The 20081-nt window shown below is 58.9% G+C and carries 21 protein-coding genes; 12 read left to right on the top strand and 9 right to left on the bottom strand.

Features of this window, described 5'->3' with window-relative positions; all coding sequences use genetic code 11:
• The first annotated feature begins 32 nt into the window (after window positions 1–32).
• The 3 genes from GJW30_RS09850 to GJW30_RS09840 are packed head-to-tail and all read left to right on the top strand — an operon-like array spanning window position 33 to window position 2825.
• Complete coding sequence (locus GJW30_RS09850) at window positions 33–884, top strand: carbohydrate ABC transporter permease (protein ID WP_197703781.1); 852 nt, start codon at window positions 33–35, stop codon at window positions 882–884.
• A gap of 13 nt (window positions 885–897) precedes the next feature.
• Window positions 898–1764, top strand: a complete 867-nt coding sequence (locus GJW30_RS09845) for a carbohydrate ABC transporter permease (RefSeq protein WP_096354788.1) — start codon at window positions 898–900, stop codon at window positions 1762–1764.
• A complete protein-coding gene (locus GJW30_RS09840; RefSeq protein ID WP_096354785.1) occupies window positions 1761–2825 on the top strand; it encodes an ABC transporter ATP-binding protein in 1065 nt (354 codons plus the stop codon). The genes GJW30_RS09845 and GJW30_RS09840 overlap by 4 nt, the downstream gene beginning before the upstream one ends.
• Here the strand turns inward: GJW30_RS09840 and hisD are convergent.
• Window positions 2822–4102, bottom strand: a complete 1281-nt coding sequence (gene hisD, locus GJW30_RS09835) for a histidinol dehydrogenase (protein WP_096354782.1) — start codon at window positions 4100–4102, stop codon at window positions 2822–2824. The two genes, GJW30_RS09840 and hisD, sit on opposite strands and share 4 nt — an antisense overlap.
• 243 nt (window positions 4103–4345) lie before the next feature.
• On the opposite strand from hisD, the gene GJW30_RS22630 reads away from it, so the two are divergent.
• Together GJW30_RS22630 and GJW30_RS09830 are read left to right on the top strand one after the other, a co-directional pair.
• Complete coding sequence (locus tag GJW30_RS22630) at window positions 4346–4567, top strand: hypothetical protein (RefSeq protein WP_130364870.1); 222 nt, start codon at window positions 4346–4348, stop codon at window positions 4565–4567.
• A 97-nt stretch (window positions 4568–4664) separates the two neighbouring features.
• Window positions 4665–5177, top strand: a complete 513-nt coding sequence (locus GJW30_RS09830) for a DUF3489 domain-containing protein (protein WP_096354780.1) — start codon at window positions 4665–4667, stop codon at window positions 5175–5177.
• Window positions 5178–5334: 157 nt separating this feature from the next.
• Here the strand turns inward: GJW30_RS09830 and GJW30_RS09825 are convergent, their stop codons facing one another.
• Entirely contained in the window at window positions 5335–5532 is a 198-nt protein-coding gene (locus GJW30_RS09825; RefSeq protein WP_096354777.1) for a hypothetical protein, read from the bottom strand.
• 111 nt (window positions 5533–5643) lie between these two features.
• Between GJW30_RS09825 and GJW30_RS09820 the strand changes: the two genes are divergently transcribed.
• The 3 genes from GJW30_RS09820 (at window position 5644) to GJW30_RS09815 (ending at window position 7019) form a co-directional block, all read left to right on the top strand.
• A complete protein-coding gene (locus GJW30_RS09820; RefSeq protein ID WP_096354776.1) occupies window positions 5644–5835 on the top strand; it encodes a hypothetical protein in 192 nt (63 codons plus the stop codon).
• Between the two features lie 346 nt (window positions 5836–6181).
• Window positions 6182–6352 carry a hypothetical protein gene (locus GJW30_RS22625; RefSeq protein WP_157746723.1) on the top strand — a complete coding sequence of 57 codons (171 nt, stop codon included), beginning with the start codon at window positions 6182–6184 and terminating at the stop codon, window positions 6350–6352.
• A 163-nt stretch (window positions 6353–6515) separates the two neighbouring features.
• Window positions 6516–7019 (top strand): hypothetical protein, encoded by a 504-nt coding sequence (locus GJW30_RS09815; RefSeq protein WP_096354774.1) that lies wholly within the window; start codon window positions 6516–6518, stop codon window positions 7017–7019.
• A gap of 862 nt (window positions 7020–7881) precedes the next feature.
• Here GJW30_RS09815 and GJW30_RS09805 read toward each other — a convergent pair.
• Window positions 7882–8112 (bottom strand): hypothetical protein, encoded by a 231-nt coding sequence (locus GJW30_RS09805; protein WP_096354768.1) that lies wholly within the window; start codon window positions 8110–8112, stop codon window positions 7882–7884.
• A gap of 214 nt (window positions 8113–8326) precedes the next feature.
• Here GJW30_RS09805 and GJW30_RS09800 point away from each other — a divergent pair, with 214 nt between their 5' ends.
• Window positions 8327–8521 (top strand): hypothetical protein, encoded by a 195-nt coding sequence (locus GJW30_RS09800; RefSeq protein WP_096354765.1) that lies wholly within the window; start codon window positions 8327–8329, stop codon window positions 8519–8521.
• 618 nt (window positions 8522–9139) lie between these two features.
• Complete coding sequence (locus tag GJW30_RS09795) at window positions 9140–9343, top strand: hypothetical protein (RefSeq protein WP_096354762.1); 204 nt, start codon at window positions 9140–9142, stop codon at window positions 9341–9343.
• Window positions 9344–9574: 231 nt separating this feature from the next.
• On the opposite strand, the gene GJW30_RS23210 is transcribed toward GJW30_RS09795, so the two are convergent.
• Both GJW30_RS23210 and GJW30_RS09785 read right to left on the bottom strand, forming a co-directional pair.
• On the bottom strand, window positions 9575–9796 hold the full coding sequence (locus GJW30_RS23210; protein ID WP_430727125.1) for an H-NS family nucleoid-associated regulatory protein: 222 nt from the start codon (window positions 9794–9796) through the stop codon (window positions 9575–9577).
• A 169-nt stretch (window positions 9797–9965) separates the two neighbouring features.
• Entirely contained in the window at window positions 9966–11057 is a 1092-nt protein-coding gene (locus GJW30_RS09785; protein WP_130364868.1) for a helix-turn-helix transcriptional regulator, read from the bottom strand.
• A gap of 659 nt (window positions 11058–11716) precedes the next feature.
• Between GJW30_RS09785 and GJW30_RS22620 the strand changes: the two genes are divergently transcribed.
• Together GJW30_RS22620 and GJW30_RS09775 are read left to right on the top strand one after the other, a co-directional pair.
• A complete protein-coding gene (locus tag GJW30_RS22620) occupies window positions 11717–12091 on the top strand; it encodes an FHA domain-containing protein (RefSeq protein ID WP_130364866.1) in 375 nt (124 codons plus the stop codon).
• 110 nt (window positions 12092–12201) lie between these two features.
• Complete coding sequence (locus GJW30_RS09775; RefSeq protein ID WP_096354754.1) at window positions 12202–12819, top strand: hypothetical protein; 618 nt, start codon at window positions 12202–12204, stop codon at window positions 12817–12819.
• Window positions 12820–13033: 214 nt separating this feature from the next.
• Here GJW30_RS09775 and GJW30_RS09770 read toward each other — a convergent pair whose 3' ends face one another.
• From GJW30_RS09770 to GJW30_RS09755, 4 genes are all read right to left on the bottom strand, one after another.
• The gene (locus GJW30_RS09770) at window positions 13034–15274 is read right to left on the bottom strand and encodes a TonB-dependent receptor (RefSeq protein ID WP_245408743.1); all 2241 of its coding nucleotides are present in this window, start codon (window positions 15272–15274) and stop codon (window positions 13034–13036) included.
• Between the two features lie 429 nt (window positions 15275–15703).
• On the bottom strand, window positions 15704–16378 hold the full coding sequence (locus tag GJW30_RS09765) for an FMN-binding negative transcriptional regulator (RefSeq protein ID WP_096354748.1): 675 nt from the start codon (window positions 16376–16378) through the stop codon (window positions 15704–15706).
• A gap of 11 nt (window positions 16379–16389) precedes the next feature.
• On the bottom strand, window positions 16390–18072 hold the full coding sequence (locus GJW30_RS09760; RefSeq protein ID WP_157746722.1) for a hydantoinase B/oxoprolinase family protein: 1683 nt from the start codon (window positions 18070–18072) through the stop codon (window positions 16390–16392).
• Window positions 18069–20066, bottom strand: coding sequence for a hydantoinase/oxoprolinase family protein (locus GJW30_RS09755; RefSeq protein ID WP_096354742.1), 1998 nt, complete (start codon window positions 20064–20066; stop codon window positions 18069–18071). Before GJW30_RS09755 ends, GJW30_RS09760 begins: the two co-directional genes overlap by 4 nt.
• Between the last annotated feature and the right edge of the window lie 15 nt (window positions 20067–20081).

Genomic DNA, 20081 nt, shown 5'->3' with positions numbered 1-20081 from the left:
GATTTAGCGACCGTCAGGTGGGGGTACTGTTCATGCTCCCCCTCATCCTCGCGGTCGGCATATTTCTCGTTTGGCCGATCGTCGAGGCCGTGCGCCTGTCGTTCGTCCGCTACAATCCGTTGCGGCCGGACGAGCAGCCGTTCGCAGGCTTGGACAACTACCTATTCGTCCTCGACGATCCGCTGTTCTGGGAGAGTTTCTATCAAGCGGTCGTGTGGACCGGATGGTCAACCGTGCTGCAAGCCGTGCTCGGCGTCGGTCTCGCACTGCTGCTGCAGCAGCCGCTGCGAGGCATGAATGCCTTTCGCGGCATGCTGCTGTTCCCTTACATCGTTCCGACAGTGGTGATCGCGCTGAATTGGCGTTGGCTGTTCAATTCCGAGATCGGAATCGTCAACCACTTGCTGCTCTCGGCCGGCATCATTCACGATAAAATCGCCTGGCTCTCGACGCCGAACATGGCCATGGCGAGCGCGATTCTGCTCAACGTTTGGAAATATACACCGTTCGTCATCATCGTGGTGCTGGCGCGACTGCAAACGATCCCGACCGAGCTCTACGACGCCGCTAAGGTCGACGGCGCCGGCGCATTTCGGCGCTTCCGCGATATTACGCTGCCGCAACTCGCGGAAGTGCTCGCGGTCGTCATCGTTTTCCGCACGATCTGGACCTTCAACAAGTTCGAGGAAATATACCTGCTCACGCGCGGCGGCCCCGGCACATCGACGTATAACCTCGCGCTGTACGCGTTCGATCAGTCGATCGCGAATCTGCGTATGGGCGTCGGTGCTGCTGCCGGCGTGATCATGTTGATCCTGCTGCTCATCGGCGCAGTTTTCTACATCCGCGTTTCCGGGTTCGGGCGCGAGGAGAAGGCTGCATGAGGGTTGTCGTCAGATGAAGACCTGGGTCGCAGCCATTCTCTACGCCGTATTGAGCGCGATCACACTCGTCGTGTGCTTCCCGCTGCTGTGGGCTATCTCCACAAGCCTCAAGCCGAAGAGCGAGATCTTCGCGTGGCCGCCGACGCTGATCCCGCAGCAGATCACGTTTGAGGCGTATCGCGAACTCTTGTTCGGCGGTTCGGTCGCGAGTGCGCCCGGCGCGGGCGTTCCGCCCTCCGCCTACTTCCTCGACTGGTTCATGAATTCCGTCATCGTCGCGCTCGGCTCCACCGTCATCTCGATCACGGTCGCGACCCTCGCGGCGTATTCGCTGACGCGGTTTCGGTTTTGGGGCCAGCGCTCGGTGCCGTACATCGCGATCCTCGGCTACATGGTGCCGAGCGTGATCTTCGTCTTCCCGATGTTCCTTACGATGGTTTCCCTCGATCTCACGGATACGCTGTTCTCGCTGATCCTCGGTTATGTGTGCATCACGCTTCCGTTCTGCTTATGGCTGATGTGGGCGTTCTTTCGCGGCGTTCCGATTGAGATCGAAGAGGCCGCGCTCGTTGATGGGGCATCGCGCTTGCGCGTCTTCTGGCAGATCGTGCTGCCGATGGCGCTGCCCGGCATTATCGCAGCGTCGATCTTCTCGCTAATCGTTTCGTGGAACGACTATCTGTTCGGCCGCGTGTTCATGAATTCGATGCATAAGCTGCCTCTAACAGTCGGCGTGATGCACTTCTTCGACGGCACGCACGTCGATTGGGGACTGATGATGGCTTCGTCCGTATTGATGACTTTGCCGATGGCGATACTGTTCGGCTTCATGCAACGCCACCTTGTGGCTGGCTTCGGCGCGGGAGCCGTGAAGGGATGACCGACGTCGTCGTCAATCAGCTGTCGAAGTCGTTCGGCAGCAATCAAGTGCTCAAAGCGCTCGACCTGCGCGTCCCTTCGAAGCAATTCGTCACGCTGCTCGGGCCGTCTGGCTGCGGCAAGACAACGTTGCTGCGTCTCATCGCGGGCCTCGAGCCGGCAAGCGCGGGCGAAATCCGCTTCGGCGAGAAGCGCGTCGATCAATTGCCACCTGGCGATCGCAATATCGCGATGGTTTTCCAGTCTTACGCGCTCTACCCCACGATGGATGTAGCGCGCAATATTGGCTACGGGCTCGAGGTGCGCGGCGTTCCTAAGGCCGAGCGGCGACGGAAGGTCGAAGAGGTTGCGAGGGTGCTCGAACTCTCGCATCTTCTCGGCCGCAAACCGAAGCAGCTCTCGGGCGGACAGCGGCAGCGCGTCGCGCTCGGGCGGGCGATGGTGCGCCAGCCCGACATTTTCTTGATGGACGAGCCGCTTTCGAATCTCGACGCGAAGCTTCGCGCGACGATGCGCGGTGAGCTCCGCCGTTTCCACCTCGATCTCGGCACGACAACGATCTACGTCACGCACGATCAGCTCGAGGCGATGACGATGTCGGATCTTGTCGTCATCATGAATGAAGGTGTCGTGCAGCAGATCGGCACACCCGAGGAAGTTTATCGAAAGCCAGCAAATCTTTTCGTTGCCGGATTTATCGGCACACCGCCGATGAATCTCGTACCAGCGCAGGTGGAGAATGGCGTTCTTAGCATAGCGGGCACACCAATTTCGCTCACGCTGCCCGCCAACGCGCCGCGCGAGTTGATCCTGGGCGTGCGCCCGCAGGACGTAGCAATCGCCAATGCGGGAGAAGAAGGTGCGATCCCCGGCAAAGTCTGGGTCGTCGAGTTGATCGGCAGCGAGCGGCTGATCGAGGTCGAGATCGCGCCGAAGCTGCGCATCACAACAGAGGTGCGCGCCTCACATCGCGCCGCGATCGACGATGCGATCGCGGTGCGGCCTGATCTCGCGCACATTCACCTCTTCGATCCGGCGACCGGCAAGGCGGTCGATCTCTAGTCGCGCCTGCGCTGCGCGTAACGTTGCTCGCGGACCGTCGCGGTGATCTCGTGCGCCAGCATCCCCTCTGACGCGCACATGCGGCCGATAATCGGCGCGATGCGCTGGCTCGCCTCGGCAGTGAGCCGCTGGTACGTCACGGTCTTTAGGAATTTCCCAACCCAGAGGCCGCCGGTGTAGCGTGCAGCGCGGCCGGTCGGCAGTGTGTGATTGGTGCCGACACCCTTGTCGCCATACGCAACCGTGCTCTCCTCACCGACGAAAAGGCTACCGTAGTTGCGCAGGTGCTTAAGGTAGTAGTCGTTGTTCGCTGTCAGCACTTCAAGATGTTCGGGCGCGTAAGCGTCGCTGACCGCGATCGCCTCATCATCGCTGTCGACCACCACGACTTCGCCCCAACGCGTCCAGGCGGCGCCCGCAACTTCGCGCGTCGGCAATGTCGTGAGTTGCCGTTCGACCTCAGCAATCACCTGCATCGCGAGCTGCTCAGACGTAGAGATCAGCCAAGCGGGACTGTCGGGCCCGTGTTCGGCCTGACCAAGCAGATCGGTTGCGACCAGCGCCGGGTCGGCACTCGCATCTGCGATCACCAGTATCTCGGTCGGTCCGGCCGGCAGATCGATGCCGACTTGGCCGAACAGTTGACGCTTGGCTTCCGCAACGAACGCATTACCCGGGCCCGTAATCATGTCGACGGGTTTCATACCGACGCAGCCAAACGCCATGGAGGCGAAGGCTTGCACGCCGCCGATGGCATAAATCTCGTCGGCGCCAGACTCGGCGAGCGCGTAAAGCGTCGGCGGGAAAATGCCTCTGCCCTCGCGCGGCGGCGCTGCACCAACGACGTAGGGCACACCTGCAACCTTCGCGGTCGCAACGCTCATGATCGCGGCGGAGATCAGCGGATATTTTCCACCCGGAATGTAGCAACCGACATTCTCGACCGGGATGACCTTCTGACCGAGGATGATCCCCTCACCGAACTCATCCTCGAATTCGCCGATCGACTCGCGCTGGCGCTTGGCGAAATTGGTGACCTGCTTCTTGCAGAAGGCGAAATCGTCCTTGAACGTCTCGCTGAGCGACTTTTTGGCGTCGGCGATTTCATCGTTGCTGACGCGAAATTCCGCCTTGTCCCAGCCGTCGAGCTGTTTTGCGAAGGCGCGCACGGCCTCGTCGCGGTCCTTCTCGATCCGTCCGATCATATCGCGGACTCGGTCGACGAGCTGCTGATTGTCTTGTCTGGTCTGCTTGGCGGCTTGCTTGATATAGCGCATGGCTTTTTCCTGAGCGTGGCAACAACGCCGCGCTTCCAGTCGATTCTGGTCAACAGACCGCAGTTTATCGGCTTTCACAACGACGTTTGCATCACCAGAAAGCGCTCATCAACGATGAGTGTTTTGTGTCGATTGGGTTGCATTAACTCAATTCGTCAGCTGTTCAAACAATAACCGACTAATCGATATTCCGCTCGACTTCGGTGCGAAACGGAGCGTCAGTGTGTTCCGAAAGGACGGCTCATGACGCCCGATATCGCTGATCGCGTGATCCAATCATTCACGCACGAACTACGAAACAGACTTGATGCAGCGATGAAAGCCGCACAAGCCGCGGATGCTTGTCTGGATGCCGGTTTGGCGGACCAGGCCGTAAACGTGCTGCGCGACGTCGAGCAACCGATCTATGAGGCAACGACGCTGCTCAATGCTGTGAGCTTGGTTCCTCGCAGCCGGAGCGCTTAGCCGCTCCAACTTTGCCGGACTCTTACCTACCAGCGCAATTCACGCGACGGCAGGGTTTCGATCGTGCGGGGCTCTTACCGCACAATCGGAGATTACGATGAAGTACAGATCAAAGAAGGTCACGACAACCAAAAGAACCGTGGTGAACAAACCGGTTCGCAAAAAGACGAAGGCGTTTTCCGCTGTCCGCGCCGGAAGCGGACATTCGACAAGCAAACAGGATGCGATCCTCAGCGCGCTGAAGAAAGCGCACGGAGCGACTGCAGCCTCGCTGATCGAACTCACCGGTTGGCAGCCTCATTCGGTGCGCGGCTTTCTTGCCGGCACGGTTCGTAAGAAGCTTGGACTGAAGGTTATCTCCGAAAAAGTCGATGGCGCGCGTCGCTACCAAAGTGTGCGATTTGCGTGGCCGCTCTGGGCTTTTGCCCTGGTCGACTCGAGGCGGCGAATACGCTCGGCGTCGCATGTTTCGGCGAGGTCATGCGGTAGCCGAATTGCAGCTCACCGTGCGCAAGCGCTGCTTCGGTCCATTCACCCTTCGCGCCGAGCTCGATGTAAGCGCGCCGTTTCACAGGTGGCTCGCCCGCATCGAGCAAGCGGCAGCATGTGAAGAAATTCTGCAGCGCCGCTGAAGCGACCAGAACTAGCGGCGTAGAGCATGCACGCATTCAGCAGACAGACTTCGCCTTCTGGAGGACCGGTAAACAGGGCGTTTGAGTTTAGCTGAATGGTTGTCTGAATCAGCGTCAGCATCCCGCACGGTTGCACTAACGGTGCGTCGCTTTTGCGCGAGCCAGCCATGCCCCCGCTTCTCTCAACAGACCTGCTCGCAATTCGAAGTCCGACGTTTCGTCGGCAAGACGCATCAAACGCCGCGCCTCGGTCAAACAGTCGGCCTTGGTTTTCGCCGCTCGAAGCGGCGGAAACTGAACAACCTTGCTCGGCTTTTCTTTGTCGTCTGTCACAGGTCGATCTCGATGACGCCGCTCAAAATTAAATGCAGAGTTGGATCAAGTCTAGTTTGACAGCCGTCCAATTTGCTGGGGTACTCTGTTGGCAGGGCAGCGGGGGAAATCTTGCAGACCAACCAAAACGACGAAGGCCGTATCAAGCGCAAAATTCACGAATTCATAAAAGAGGCCGAAAGCTGTGAGGCCGAAGCGGACCGAGCAGCCACGTCCGAGGAAGCTGTCGACTGGCAGGAACTGGCAGATCGCTGGCGCGGTATGGCTGCGCTGTATCGAACAAAGCTCTCGGGTCCCCTTTGACCCGCTGTTGAGCTAAGAGCCGCCAATCGACTTAGCTGCGCCCTGACTGCGCCAACTCCAACCAATTGCCAGCTTGCTGCAGCAATCGCGCGCATTCGGCCAATTCTAGCGTTTCATCAGCTTGCCGCATGGCGGAATGAGCCCGCTGTCTGCATTCGTGTGCGGACAGCTTCTCGTTCGTCGGGTCAATAAACTCGGCCATCTAGTTAGTACGTTTGCGCAAACGCTTTGGTTCAAGGCATGCGACCAAACATCTAATCGCGTGCCTACGTAATATATCACGGTACCGGTGAAACCGATCGTCGATGCGTGCGTATTCCACTGCGCGAGTGTGGAGTGGATACCGATGGCACCACCGCAGAACGGCGATTATCGCAAGGAAACGATCGAAGAATATTTGGCAGAGGCTACAAGGTGCGAACGTTTAGCAGAACGTGCACAAGAGACTGATCGTCAAGACTGGCTCGACCTCGCGCAACGATGGCGCACACTCGCTAAGTTGATCGAAACGGCCTGAGCGCCCTCGCCGTCGAAGCCGTTTCATCATCGATAGGTAAGCTACGCTGGTCGTAGTGCCGCTGCTCACGTGGTAGCCTCGATGATTGCCGACCAAGATCACCAGGCGTCGGCAACTGAGAGCTCCACGATTGCTCCCGCCTTGTTGCGACGGAGCATCTCGAATGACGCAATTATCGTTTTGCTTCCGCCAGCTTCAGCCATTCTCCAGCTTCGAGAAGCAACTCAGCTTTGCGGTCCAGGTCCATCGTTTCATCGGCACTAGCCATCAACGCTCGCGCCTTAGCGAAACATTCCTCAGCGCTCGGGACTGGTTGCTTCGTCGGGAAGACGAGGATCTTGGCCCTCGGCTTATCGTCAGTCATAGGCGCGGCTCCCCGCGCCAGCTTTCTGATTTGACGCCGCAAGCATTAAACATCACTTTTGCCGAAGCCGTCTATATCGACGGGGCAAACCCCTCCCGGCTTACAGAGGGTGCGAGGGGTTCGATGCTAGCTAATGATCGCTCGAGAGAGATCGAGCAGAAAATCCGCACGTATCTCGACGAGGCTACAGAGTGCGAGAATCGCGCGGATCGTTCATCGACAGCTGACGGTCGCGAATATTGGCAAGAATTGGCGGACCGCTGGCGCGTGCTGGTGGTGCAGCTCAGAAATGAAATACCGTAATCGAGCGCCTTTGCGGTTGGACGGCGCGCGGCAGACTCCCGATTTAATGCCGAGTTGCTTGCGCCGAAGCTCGCCGCGATCGCCGTTTCGGCTCTGACTTGAAGACACCTTCGGCTACGAAGAACGCGACGGCGCGCCAGCGGGCTGCTAGTTCGAGCCACATCTTCCGTTCGGCTTCAACTTTCGAAAGCGCCGCACAGCGTTCGCAAGTCTCCGCTTCGGCGATGTAGTCGCACGGCTTGAGGTCGAACGAGCGCACAGTCATCAGCAAACTCAAAAAACGCCATCTCAGCGCAGTCTTTCATCGACGGCTTGCGTGTCAACGATTTTCGCCGAGACTTCAGCCCGGCTCGGGATTATAATCGATGTAATGGTCGCGTTGGCGAACAGATGGTAAATGCCATCGTTAAGCGACGAACAGATGATGAAGCTGACTTCTGAGCAGTGCTTGCAAAAGGCACGGGAACTAATGGACCTCTCAGATGAGGCCAAGACAATCGAGCAGAAAGAACGTCTTCTGCGCGAGGCCACAGAGTGGCTTAAGCTTGCCGAGACATCGCGTGAAGCTGGGTAACTCTTCTTGGCCTCATCACCATTCAGCTGACGGCCAACTAAAGACTTCAGTGGAGAACGCAGTCCAATCGAAGTCGGGGCGGGCGACGATCTGACTATCTTGCACGGTCCACGTCGCTGCTGATCTTGCTACAAGCTGCCCGCACGCAGCGAGGCGCCACTCCTGAACATCCAGATAGGGAATTGTTGCTGCGGCGTCCCACGCTGCTTCTCTTGCGGCTTTCATTATAGCCCTCTCAGACGTCCCCAAATCGCGAATACATCAGGTTGTAAACTTTGAGAAGCTTATTTATTTAGACGAGCGTCCAACAGAAGGGAATAATTGGGGGGGCGAATAGTGGCTATCGATCAAGAGCCCGAACTGACGGCTGACGATTGCGTCGCGATTGCGCGACGCCTGCAACGCCTTGCCGACGCTGCCGAAGGCGATGATCGAAAAGCTGAGCTGCTTGCGGAGGCTGCAGGATGGATGAGCAGAGCCCAGCAGCGATTGTGAAAGCAGATCATTGTCGCCGCACACGCCGACTAGTCATCATTGGATTTAGGCGGAGATGCATGTTGCGAGACGAATAGCGGCCCTCCCTGCTGCTCCAGGGCACGTTGGGGAATAAAAGACGTATCAATGCTCGGCGCTTTAGCGCACAATCCAAATATCGTCGGCCGAGGCACTGCCTACAGGCGTCGACGGCTAAGAGACCCTGCCGCGCTCTTGCCTGAAACGCTGGAGCACGTTCATGCCTGGTCCCGACGTAGCCCGCATCTATGGCCCCCTTTCACCGGAGACGCTCGACAAGTCGTCCGAGTTACGCGCCGAGGCGCGCCGGCTGATCGAGGCTTCAGAGGCGGCGAAAGATCATCAGGACAAGGCAGACTTCCTTTACGAAGCCGGGAAAGCGCTCAATACGGCTTATGAATTGCTGCGACGGTAGTCGCGGGCAAACGCGCTCAGCTTTTCCGGCACGTCGTCAAGCCAGGGCCTTAGCTTTAGCGCTGCAAGCGCGGTTGTCCGCTGCGACCGAGCGGTTACCAATTTAATGACCCCGCGATCTCGTATATTCGGTCGGTGATCACCCAGCGCCACGTGCTGCCTCCGCCACCCCAGCGCAAGCGTTCGTAAATCTGACCGACAACGACGCCCTCGCAAAGAACGTCGTACGTCGGCCTGCCGTGCCTTGTCGCTACAGAGCGTGTTTTCAAAGGCGCAATCGGCGTATGCATGTTCGTTAGCGTACGACAGCCGCTCCGCAGCGTCTCGCGAGCTCACGCAAGCTTGATATGATGACAAAGCAGACCGATGCGGCATCGAAGCGCTCGTCGCTTGCCGAAATGCTTCTTAGATTGCGACGGCACATAGCTGATAAAACGTCAGCCCTCGCAGCGTCTGGGAGGATGCGCTACGAGGGCTGATGGACCGGCTCAGGCGGGCTGAGGACGCCGGGCAGGACTAGATTTGTGAACACTGTCATTCAAATTGTGTTCCCTCGTGGCGTTTGAATGGAACGCTCTGGGACGTTTGCGCATTTGCTGAGCGATCCTGGGAGAGCGCGATGCAACAAACACCGTCAGCAAGCGACAAGACGTCATCTCACGAGAGCGCTGCAGGTCTCCGCGCGATCGCCGAGAACATGATCAGCCTAGCCCCAACCCTCGCTAAGCCTTCGGCAGATCGCATCATCAAGCAAGCTGAAGAATATCTAGCGATAGCGAACGAGCGCGAGTTCGGCGCTCCTCATTCAGTAGCAGCAGAATAATTATATTGTGCTCGCGTTTGCGTGCGCGCTGTGAAATCTTCTGTAGCCAACAATTCGAGTTGCTCCACCGCGGCAAAGTGGCCGCCGCGCAGCATTTCTGTCCATCGCCGACAATCGCGGAACCTGCGCTGCATGCAGGAGCGTGGTGGGATTCCAGGATCTCTTTAGGAAAGACGCCTTCGCGGCCTGGAAAAATCCGGAGCACTAAGGCTTCCATGATCGCTCATCCAACTAGTATGAACCCGGTCGCACTATCAAGAATTGTTCCTCACGGCGGCCCCGTTTGATTTGGTCGCGAAGCCAAATTGGCCGTAGCCCTCTTCCCGACCACTCTTCACCGTTCGGACCGCGATATTTGACCCGGAGCCTTGTGCCTTTCCTGACGCCACGCTTCCTCGATCCAAGCAGCTCCCAGCCCAGCACGTGCTCAATCTGCGAGAGTTGCTTGCGCATCTCGTCCTGCTTGGCTCGCAAGACTCGCTGGACGGCGTTGGACAACGCAAGCAGTTGTTCTGGCGACATTCGCTCAAGCTGCGGGTACTTGGTCATCAGTTTAGCCTCGTCGTCGCGAACCAAACGCCCTTTACGCAAACCGGATTAAGAGCAACAAGTGGGCCACGCCCTACTCCCCGATCAGCGGTAAGTGCTTTCCGCTAAGAAGCGCTATGAGCTCTTGTTGCCGGTTTACGCCCGTCTTTTGCAGGACCGATTTTAGTTGCGATCTTATCGTATGCGGAGAAAGTCTGAGCGACCCGGCGAGCTTTGAAAGACTGTGCCCCATCATCAAGCTTTTCGTTATGCGGGCTTCCGCGGGCGTCAAGTCAAAAAGACCTTGCAGAACTCCCGCACTTGGAGCTGCCGATTGACCAATCGGCATTAAAATCACGATGGCCGATGCTGCTGCAAAAATGTCGTGTGCTGCACCAGCGATAGGCAGCACGTGAACTATGACAGGGGGCAATTCTGGCCCGCCCGGAATCGCGATGGACGCTATCGCTGCGGTTTGCGCGGCCGTTAGCTGACTTAGCGCATCTACGAAAAGCTTGTCGGCACGCTCATCCGAAATTCGAAGCCTTGCTAGACTAGACCTGAACAAGTGGGGTGCTAGGGTTTCGAATTCCTCGTTCACGATAACGGTTTTGCCACTTTCCGAGATCGCTCCTGCGGGCAACCCGAGGGCGTGCAATGTTTCAATAGCTGACCTCACCCGTTCGAAGCCCAGCCTCATCGCCATCAAGCTCGCGCGCGAAAGGTGCGGCTCAAAAGCATTCAGCAGATCAACGGCTTTTGCATCAAACGGACCGCGGTCAAAGCGCCGCTCGACGCTTACCGACCCGACGGGTCCACTCGGTGGGCGAATAAAATTTCCGGCGACCCAACCAAACCCACGAGGGCGGAGAAAATCACGGTAGAACGGGTCTTTATCCATTTCCTCGCGCGTGAAAAGATCATCATCAACAAAAAACCCCGGCAGTTCGATTGCCATTCGCGCTGGAATACGAGAATTCAGTTGAGGTTGGCCGAGTTGGACATAGGCAGCAATCAACTCATTGGCAGCGGGTGTGCCAACAAACTTGAGATCGTTCTCTTTCATCACGAAAAAGCTCGCCAGCGCCGCGTCGGCGCTGTCGGCTAAGCTGCTCAGCACGCTGGGCCATTGCGACGGCACAACGGCAGCCTCGTAGATTTTTGCGGTTAGGTCATTGAAGTCCAAGCTAGCCAACTCCCTGATCTAAATGGGAGCATAGCTTTCTTCTGTCGTCGAACAGTATGCGAATGAAGCATTGGCGCTCAGCGGATCAAATAGCCTGTTTCGGCGCGCGGAATTCAATTCGACTTCGACCTTTGGACGATTGACCAGCAATTTTGCTGAGTGAACAAACTGCAGTCGCTAGCTGAAAGCCATTCTGTCGAATGCCCACACTGCAGAAATTTTTGGCAGTTTGCTCGACTTGTTCATCGGGGAAACAGCTTTCAGAATTCAATTCTCCTGCCGCACAAACTCGAACACCCGATCTAATAGCGACTTCCGCATAGCTTTCATTCCGCCATTGCACAAAGCGATTTGCTATCTTGAAGCAGCTTGCGGAGCTCCAGCGTCCGCAAGTGTCGCGACGCTAGCCACCCTGCAGCCTAATCCCCGTCATCCCCCGATGGCAAGGCTGCAGGGTGGCCGAGCATTGCAGTGTGGTGGCAATTGAAGTCGATGCGCTGTGGCAGCATGTGCGCTACAAAAACATACGAGAGCTAGAGCTTCCCGATTTAGGCACCGCATGCGTCAGCTAGACTCCGTGCCAGTTCCGGCGAGCCTTTTTGGTGGGCGCGGGCGAGCGATTGGATCGGCCGGAGCGGCACGTCTAACGGGAATTCGCAATGCCAAGTGTTCTGTACTACGCGCAACCACACGACCATGGGCATGAGGTGTTTATCGATCAATCCAAGGATAGAATCGCGTTCGGCTGGGCGCGTGAAAAATGCGACATCGTTCTCAGCGCACCTCCTGGATGGTTCATACATCCGCTTCACTTCGCTTTGCGACGGAACGAAAGCAAAAATTGGATACTGGAATTGGTTGATGGTGCCGCTGTTTTCGTGGACGGGAAAGTTGCTGTACCCGGTCAAACAATTGGATCAGACAATATAATCGAGCTCGACACTCGTGGCGGACCTTTTTTGGTTTTTAACCCGGTTGACCTACCGACCTTCACCGGACCCGCGCGTTATACCCGTCGCGCGCACTCCGTCTGAGAATAGGTTTTGACACTGGTGGAAACAGTATCATGATTAGTGAGCATTGACTGTGGTCTAACAGTAAGCGTTGCCGCCGAGCACAACAGCCGACAAGAAAAGGGAAAGCGATGGCTGACAAGGCTGAGCCGGACGAGCGTGATTTGAAAATCACTCTCGAATTTCTTCAGCGCCGCACCAGCACGGGCGACAATTTCATCAAAGTCATTCATGAACACGAAAAGCTGTCGTCCTCGTTCGCCACAGCAATGCTTCAAAGTTTGAACTACCTCAACGGTGGCGGTCTTCTGGCAATGCCCACTGCCGCGGCTCTGTTTGGCGTGAGCATGAAGCCACCGGATGCCTACCTTCTTGCTGCAGGCGCACTGTTCGTCTCAGGTTTGATTGCGAGCGTGGCCGCTACCGCTTCAGGAGTAGAGTGGTCTAGAGCGCGCGGCAACATGAGGAACGATCATTTCCAAATGGAGATCGCAAGACTGAACAAGTGGTACGGTGAGCTTTCGCCTTATCTGGCCAAAGCTATCCCGCCGGACCCGGTCGATGTGTCCGTGGAACAAGCTCATCAGAAGCTAGAAATTCAAGCTAAACTGGCGATGAAGAACCGCAAAAGAGGATCGTGCCTCGCACTGATCTCACTAATTTGTTTTACAGTCGGTGCTCTATCCGGCGCCTGGGCAATTGCCCGAACCGCCGATGCGGTTGAAGCCGTGCGCATGTTCTCGCCATAGCCGTCAGGCCGCGCCGGTTCACACTTCTAGCCACCACGAATTTTTCGATGGACGCTCAGAGATTTGCGCCGCGAGGTACCGCTCCAGGTCCGACTATTGTGCCGACGCTGTCCACACCGTCCAATTCTCAGCACGAAGCGCGACCCTTGACGCAGTTGCAACAATCGTTAGCGCATTGACATTTTGTGCGTCTAGTTCTCGCGACTTCGCGCAATCAAAGATCGAACGCAGCCGACAGCAGATAGGTTCGCGGTGAGCCAACCGTGACGAAAGTTCCGGAGTTCTGCCCAGCAGTCGTGAGCCAATAGTTCTCGCCGGTTACGTTTTCAATCTTGGCGCGGAATGTCACAGGCTTTCCGGTCAGCGCAGTTGTGGTGTAACGCGCGCCGATGTCGAGACGTGCCCAGTCGTCATAACGGAGCAGATTGGCATTCGTTAGATACGAACCTGCCGTGTAGATCACACGACCGTTGACTGCGAGGCCCAGCACCCACGGCACATCCCAATCTAAACCTGCGGAGAAGGTCTTGTTTGGAACACCAGCGGCGTCGTTGCCACGATCAGCCGGGTTATCTGGATTGGTCAGCTCGGGGCGCAGGAACATTGCGCTCACCATACCGCGCAAGCCTGGCAGCAACAGACCGTATGCATTCAGTTCAACGCCGCGATTACGCTGTTCTCCATTGTAGTCGAGAGCGCCAGCAGCCGTTGTGATCAGTTGAGGACGCTGAATTTGGAACACGGCGAGCGTGGTCGTGATCACTCCCCAATCGACCTTCACACCAGCTTCGTGCTGCTTTGACTTGAAAGGTGCAAGGACCGTCCCGGCATTCGTCGCCGGCGGGCTGACGATCTGACCAGGCGACAGCCCTTCCGCGTAGTTCGCGTAGAGCGAAACATTCTGCCAGGGCTTGAAGACGACGCCTGCGAGCGGCGTAGTCGCGTCCGCATTGTAGGTCTCGCCCGAGATTCCGGTGGTCGGATCATACGGCGTTTGCTTCACGCTCTGGTGGCGTACGCCGACCGTGACGAGAAACATGTCGTTTAGGAACGACATCGTGTCGGCAATTGCAACGCTGGAGAGCGTCGTATCGCCGCTGCGACCAATTGGAGGGCGTCCAGCTTCGATTATCGGAAGCGGAGATGGATTGTAGAGGTTTGAGAACGCCACAGGCGGCGTGAGGACGTTGCTGAAAGACGTGGCGTAGCCGTAGCCGTCTTCGCGATTGTATCCCGTGAAGGCGACATTCACCGAGTGACCGACCGGCCCGGTGTCGAAGCGCGACCGAAACCCGACGTTTCCGCTGACGGCCTTGCTGTAGAAATCGTAGTAAGCGTTGTAGACGCCGAAGTTGCCATTCTGGTCGACGCCGTCGAAGCCCGGCAAGCCGAGACGCGATTCCGCCAAATTTTGTGCGCCTCTACCGTCGCGATAACCAAGCCCGGCATAAGCCGTCAGCCAATTGGTGACGTCGTATTCAAAACCTGTCGCTATCGTATTGTCGCGCTGCTTGAGCGACTGGCCAGGGTACCAATTGCTGCTTGCATCCGGCGGCCTGGGGATGAACGGCACCAGGCTGTTGATCGTGATCTGGGGACGAAAATTCTTAGTATCGTCGTTCTGCGTGATCGCGTCCAAAGTCCAACGCAGACGCTCACCGCGGTAGTCTATAGACAATGCGCCAAGTCCGGAGCGCCAGTTGCCATTGTCGATTGACGCCTCGCCGTTTCGGCCGACGCCGTTGAATCGGACACCCCACTCCTTGTTCTCGCCGTACCGGGCGCTTGTCTCAAGGTGCATTCCGAAATTGCCGCCGCTCATGAAGAACGGCGTCAAACGAGCAAACGGATCGTCAGTTGCTCTTTTGGTGACGATGTTGACGCCGCCGCCAACGCTGCCGCCGGGCGCGATGCCATTGATCAGCGCACCCGGACCTTTGAGTAGCTCGATCCGCTCGATGATTTGAGCAGGCACGTGATTTGGCGCCGCGAGGCCGTAGAGCCCGTTCAACCCGACATCGTCAGGCCCGACCTGGAACCCACGGATTTGCAACGTGTCATCGAACCCGTTCGATGCAGTGGTTGCTCGCACCGATGCATCATTGATCAGCGTGTCGGCGGCGGTTCGCGCTTGCTGATCTTCGATCAGTTTGGCCGTATAGTTTGTCGTGCTGAACGGTGTGTTCAGGGTGCTGGTGCTGCCGAGCAGACCTAGGGTGCCGCCTGTCGCCACTTGACCGCCAGCGTAGGCTGGCGCCGGAGCGCCAATCGTTCGCGTTGTCCCGACTGTTGTCACTGGCACGATTGGCGCAACAGGCTGCGCCGGGCGGACCGCGGGTGTGCGGCGTACGACTCGCCGCTGCGTTGGCTGCGGCCGAGTAGCGCGCTGCCGCGGGGCCTGTACGCTAACCGTCGGGAGTTGAGTCGCGCCTTGAGCAAACGCTTGCTCAGCCATCAAATTTGGCGAGACGAGCGCAGAAGTCATCAAAAGGAACCCAGTACTAACGCGAAGCTTCATCGCAAATCCCCAAGCTAAATCCTCTGCTTGTATGATTGCGTCCGCCCATCAACGGAACGAAAATCTCAGCGATATCGACGTCCCATCAAACGATTTCAGCAAACAGATGCACCGAAACAACCGATTAGATTTTTTCCAAGGTGGCTGCCACTCAAGCTCAATGTGACCGCGCCGCGATAACATCCATCGTTCAATCTGAGAATAGGCTGATTGATTTCCGCTCCGCTTGGTGCATGGTCGTTGTAGCCCACCTCGGCTACCCAATATCTGACGTGGGTTAGAGCCGGTTATGATCTCTCAGCGGATCGGCCCGGCTCGCTTTTATCGCGGGCCAGAATGAAGAGTCGGCCAAAATATCAGGGACGGCTATCGCTGCTTATACCCCGTTAGGATATCACTAGCAGGCTTGTCGCCTTCTTCGGACAGTGTTTCTTCCATCAGCGCCGCGATGGCGCGGGCGTTGTCCTGGCCCGTACTGCGCAGCCCCGCGATCGCGCCGCGTTTATCGGCATCGCTATAGTGGCGCTTGATGTTGAACTTCGGTTCGAGCTTCGTCACCCGCATCGAGAAGCCGACGATGTGCGGCATCAGGGCGGCGCGGCGCTCGCGGCTGTAGCCTTCGAGCGGCCACTGCTCCGGCAATTTGCTTTCATTCACATGCACGAGATCGTCGACGACGCGGTCGAGGCCGTCGCGATCGAGAATCGTCACGTCGCCGTGCGCATGCACGACCGCATAAGACCAGCTCGGCGCGGCCGGACATTCCTTCGTATACCACTGCGCCGAGATATAGTGATCCGGCCCGTTAAAGATCATCGTCGCCTTCGGTTCCCGCTCGAGCGCCTGCCAATGCGCATTGGCACGCGCGACGTGTCCGCGAATATGCGTCACGACGCCATCCGCAACATCGACCAAAATAGGGATGTGCGAGAAAAGCATCTCGCCACCGTCGGTAGATGCCAGCAGCGCAAAGCCGAGGTCATTCATCAGCCGCAGCGCGGCGTCGTCGGTCGTCAACGTGCGCGGTGGACGGTAGAGCATCGGGCGCTCCTTTAGGCGACGCGCGCCTGGCGAAATGCTTGCGGATAATGTTTCCGCGCGAAGTCTTCCGAAATGATGCCTTGCTCGAGGTCGCGCTCGACGAGATCGACCGCTCGCTTCTCCGCCTCACCCCAGCCGGCGCCGCCGCCGACCGTGAGCACGACGATGTCCCCCTTCTGCAGCGTCATGATGTCGGTCGTCGGCAGGTCGAACACTTCGGCGCCGCGCTTCACTTTCAGCGAGGCTTTCGCAGCATCGCCGCCCCCCATCTTGCCGCGCGCCGGATAGCGGAAGTGCTCCGAGTAGTAGCTGAGCACGACATTATCCTCGAGAACTTCGATCGCGCGCCGGAAGCCGAGCCCGCCGCGCCACTGCCCTGCACCGCAAGAATCCGGCACAAGGCCGTATTCCAGCATGCGGATATGCGGATGAATCTGCTCGATCGACTCGATCGGTGTGTTGCGGCTCGAAGAGAGAACGCCCGCCAGCGCATGCGCGCCGTCGTAGCGCGGCGCGCCGCCATAGCCGCCGCCGAGAACGTCCGCATAAATTCGCGTCGCGCCGTTTGGTCGCTCCTGCACGAGATACAGCCCGGTGGTGGAATTGAAGCCCTGTGCGGGAACGCGTTCCGGGATCGCCTTGCCGAGCGCTTCGTGAATCGCATCGAGCACGCGATAAGACACCGCAATGCGCGCACGCACCGGACGGCCCGGCCTCGGATTGACGATGGTGCCTTCCGGCATGCGAATGTCGATCAGCCGATTGCACGCATCGTTCGCCGGAATGTCCTTGTCGGCCAGCAGGCAACGCACCGCAGACACTGCCGCCGCGAGCGACGACGATTTCGAACTGTTGAACATGCTGCGCGTTTCCGGCGCTGTGCCGGTGAAATCCAGCACCATGCTGCCGTCACTCACCGTAACGGTCGCGACGACTTTGAGCGGAACATCGCCGCGCACATCCGCGTCGATCCAGGCTTCGCCGCTCCACGTGCCGTTCGGGATCGTCTGAATCGCGGCGCGCATCCGCCGCTCCGTATAGTCGAGCGTCTCGGCCATCGCGCGGGTGACGAGATCATGCCCATGGCGCTCCGCGAGTTCCTGCAGCCGATCGATGCCGGTGCGATTGGCCGCGACCTGCGCGTAAAAGTCGCCCCGGCCAAGCTCGGCCGTGCGCACATTCGCGAAGATCAACCGATCGATCGCGCCGCCGAACAAATCCCGCTCGACATCGATCAGCAGCGGCGGGATCACGATGCCTTCTTGAATCAACTCGGTCGCGTCGATGTTGATGCCCGCGCCACCGCCACCGACATCGAGATGGTGCGCCGTGTTGCCGACCCAGCCGATCAGCGTTCCCTGCGAGAACACCGGCTGGAAGATGATGAAGTCGTTGAGGTGCTGTCCGCCCGCGTAAGGATCGTTAAGCAGGATCGCGGAGGTCGGCCCGATATCCGACATGTCGAGCTGCGCGACCGAGGCTCGGAAGGCTTCACTGAGACCGCCATTGTGAATCGGGATCATCTCGGCTTGCGACACGACATTGCCGGAAGCATCAAGGATCGCGGTCGAGCAATCGCGCGCCTCGCGCACGATGGTCGAGAAGGCTGAGCGCACCAGGATCGCGCCCATCTCGTTCGCGATAGCGCGGATGGCATTGGCGAGGATCGCGAGTTTGGTCTGATCGCCGCTCATGAGATTTTCTCCAGCACGAGATCGCCCGTCTCGCGGCAGCGCGCGACCCATCCGGGCGGCACCAGCGTGGTCGTCGTCGGCTCTTCGAGGATCGCGGGACCTTCGATCGCGTCACCGACGCGAAGGCTCGCGCGTGAAACGAATGTCGCACTCACGCGACGACCCTGCAGCACGATCTCGTGTTTCTCGGGTTTGTCGCCTGCAGCGTTGCCGATCGGCGTGACGACATTGAGATCGCTCTTGCGCGCAAGCCGCGCGCGAGTGTTGACGATCTGCACCGCGAGATTCGGTCGCTGATAGCCGTAACGTTCGTTGTGCAGGTCTTCGAACACGCGCCGCAGCGTCGCCGCATCGGTCGACGCAATGTCGCGCCAGATCGTCAGCTCGAATCCTTGACCAGCGTAACGGAGATCGAGGCCCATCTCGACCGTGTATTGCCGCTTCGCAAGCCCGAGGTTCGCCGCATAGCGATCACAGGTCTCGCCGAGGTCCGACGCGCGAGCCTCGCTGAGCGTCTCGTCGGTGAGCGGCTGCAGTTTCGCCTTGATGAAATCGACCTTGAGGTCCGCGATCAGCAGCCCGAACGCACTCGTGATTCCAGGCGACCACGGCATCAGCACTTTGTTCATGCCGACTTCGTCCGCGACCGTCGCGGCGTGGAGCGGTCCACCTCCACCGTAAGCGACGAGAGTGAAGTCGCGCGGGTCGATGCCGCGCGCGGTCGATACCAGCCGCACGGCCGCCGCCATGTTGCTGTTGACCATCTGCAGCACGGCGTCCGCCTTCTGCCCAAGATCACCGGGCATCGCGAGCGTGCCGAACGCAGCCTTCGCGGCCTCGACATCGAGGTTGAGTTTGCCGGCGAAGAAATGCGACGGGCGCAGCAGCCCCGCGATGAGCTGCGCATCCGTCACGGTCGGTAGTGTACCGCCGCGTCCGTAGCAGGCGGGGCCAGGCTCCGCGCCCGCACTCGCGGGGCCGACATTGAGAAATCCGCCGGCGTCGAGCGCCGCGATGCTTCCGCCACCGGCGCCGACCGTCACCATGTCGAGCGCCGTCGTGCGGATTGGCAGATCGTCGACCGTCAACTCCTGCACGATGCGCGGCTCCAGCATCGGCGCGACCGCGACATCCGTGCTGGTGCCGCCCATGTCGATCGTAATGATGTCCGCGATGTTGTTGCGCCGCGCGAACCACGCCGCGGCCTGCACGCCCGCCGCCGGGCCGGACAGCAGCATGCGGACGGAGTTATCGCCCGCCGCATCAGCCGGCATGATGCCGCCGTTCGACTGCATGATCTGCAAGCCGCTCTCGCAGCCGCGCGTCGTCAGACCATCGCCGAGGCGATCGATGTAATTCACCACCACGGGCGAGACGAAGGCATTCACCACCGTCGTCACGGTCCGTTCGTATTCGCGGAACTCAGGCGACACTCGGCTCGAACAGCCGACGCGAGTGCCGGGGCTCATCGCAAGAATTAGGTCGCGCAGTCGCTCCTCATGCACCGGATTGCGGTAGGCATGCATCAGGCAGATCGCGATCGACGTCACACCGTTGTCCAAGAGATATTGGATCTCGCGACGCGCCGCGTCCTCGTCGAGCGCGGTGACGACAGCGCCGCTGCCGTCGATCCGCTCTGGGATTTCGCGAATGAAGCGACGCTCCACCGGCGCGCGCGGCTTGTGATAGTACGCCGTGTAGATGTTACCGACGCGATCGTGCAGACCGATCTCGATAATGTCGCGAAAGCCCTTCGTCGCCAGCAGCCCGGTCTTCGCGCCGCGCCGCGTGATCAGCGCATTCGTCGCGATCGTCGAGCCGTGCGTGAAGCGCTTGACCTCACGCAGCGGCACCGCCGATTGATCGACCGCATTCTCGACCGCGCGATGAACTTCGCTCGGCGTTGACGGAACCTTGCCGACCGAAACGACACCTTCGTTGTTGACCCAAACGAGGTCCGTGAAGGTGCCGCCTATTTCCACACCAACTTGCATTGTCTATTCCGTCTT

It is taken from the genome of Variibacter gotjawalensis, from assembly GCF_002355335.1.
Classification (GTDB): domain Bacteria; phylum Pseudomonadota; class Alphaproteobacteria; order Rhizobiales; family Xanthobacteraceae; genus Variibacter; species Variibacter gotjawalensis.
Note: the sequence above shows the minus strand (reverse complement) of the source record. Positions and strands in the feature narration are given on the sequence as shown.

Excerpts from the sequence above, each read along its gene's own strand:
- GJW30_RS09850 (WP_197703781.1), top strand. The coding sequence starts at position 33 with ATGCTCCCCCTCATCCTCGCGGTCGGCATATTTCTCGTTTGGCCGATC.
- GJW30_RS09845 (WP_096354788.1), top strand. The coding sequence starts at position 898 with ATGAAGACCTGGGTCGCAGCCATTCTCTACGCCGTATTGAGCGCGATC.
- GJW30_RS09840 (WP_096354785.1), top strand. The coding sequence starts at position 1,761 with ATGACCGACGTCGTCGTCAATCAGCTGTCGAAGTCGTTCGGCAGCAAT.
- hisD (WP_096354782.1), bottom strand. The coding sequence starts at position 4,102 with ATGCGCTATATCAAGCAAGCCGCCAAGCAGACCAGACAAGACAATCAG.
- GJW30_RS22630 (WP_130364870.1), top strand. The coding sequence starts at position 4,346 with ATGACGCCCGATATCGCTGATCGCGTGATCCAATCATTCACGCACGAA.
- GJW30_RS09830 (WP_096354780.1), top strand. The coding sequence starts at position 4,665 with ATGAAGTACAGATCAAAGAAGGTCACGACAACCAAAAGAACCGTGGTG.
- GJW30_RS22625 (WP_157746723.1), top strand. The coding sequence starts at position 6,182 with ATGGCACCACCGCAGAACGGCGATTATCGCAAGGAAACGATCGAAGAA.
- GJW30_RS09815 (WP_096354774.1), top strand. The coding sequence starts at position 6,516 with ATGACGCAATTATCGTTTTGCTTCCGCCAGCTTCAGCCATTCTCCAGC.
- GJW30_RS09800 (WP_096354765.1), top strand. The coding sequence starts at position 8,327 with ATGCCTGGTCCCGACGTAGCCCGCATCTATGGCCCCCTTTCACCGGAG.
- GJW30_RS09795 (WP_096354762.1), top strand. The coding sequence starts at position 9,140 with ATGCAACAAACACCGTCAGCAAGCGACAAGACGTCATCTCACGAGAGC.
- GJW30_RS23210 (WP_430727125.1), bottom strand. The coding sequence starts at position 9,796 with ATGCGCAAGCAACTCTCGCAGATTGAGCACGTGCTGGGCTGGGAGCTG.
- GJW30_RS22620 (WP_130364866.1), top strand. The coding sequence starts at position 11,717 with ATGCCAAGTGTTCTGTACTACGCGCAACCACACGACCATGGGCATGAG.
- GJW30_RS09775 (WP_096354754.1), top strand. The coding sequence starts at position 12,202 with ATGGCTGACAAGGCTGAGCCGGACGAGCGTGATTTGAAAATCACTCTC.
- GJW30_RS09770 (WP_245408743.1), bottom strand. The coding sequence starts at position 15,274 with ATGGCTGAGCAAGCGTTTGCTCAAGGCGCGACTCAACTCCCGACGGTT.
- GJW30_RS09765 (WP_096354748.1), bottom strand. The coding sequence starts at position 16,378 with ATGCTCTACCGTCCACCGCGCACGTTGACGACCGACGACGCCGCGCTG.
- GJW30_RS09760 (WP_157746722.1), bottom strand. The coding sequence starts at position 18,072 with ATGAGCGGCGATCAGACCAAACTCGCGATCCTCGCCAATGCCATCCGC.
- GJW30_RS09755 (WP_096354742.1), bottom strand. The coding sequence starts at position 20,066 with ATGCAAGTTGGTGTGGAAATAGGCGGCACCTTCACGGACCTCGTTTGG.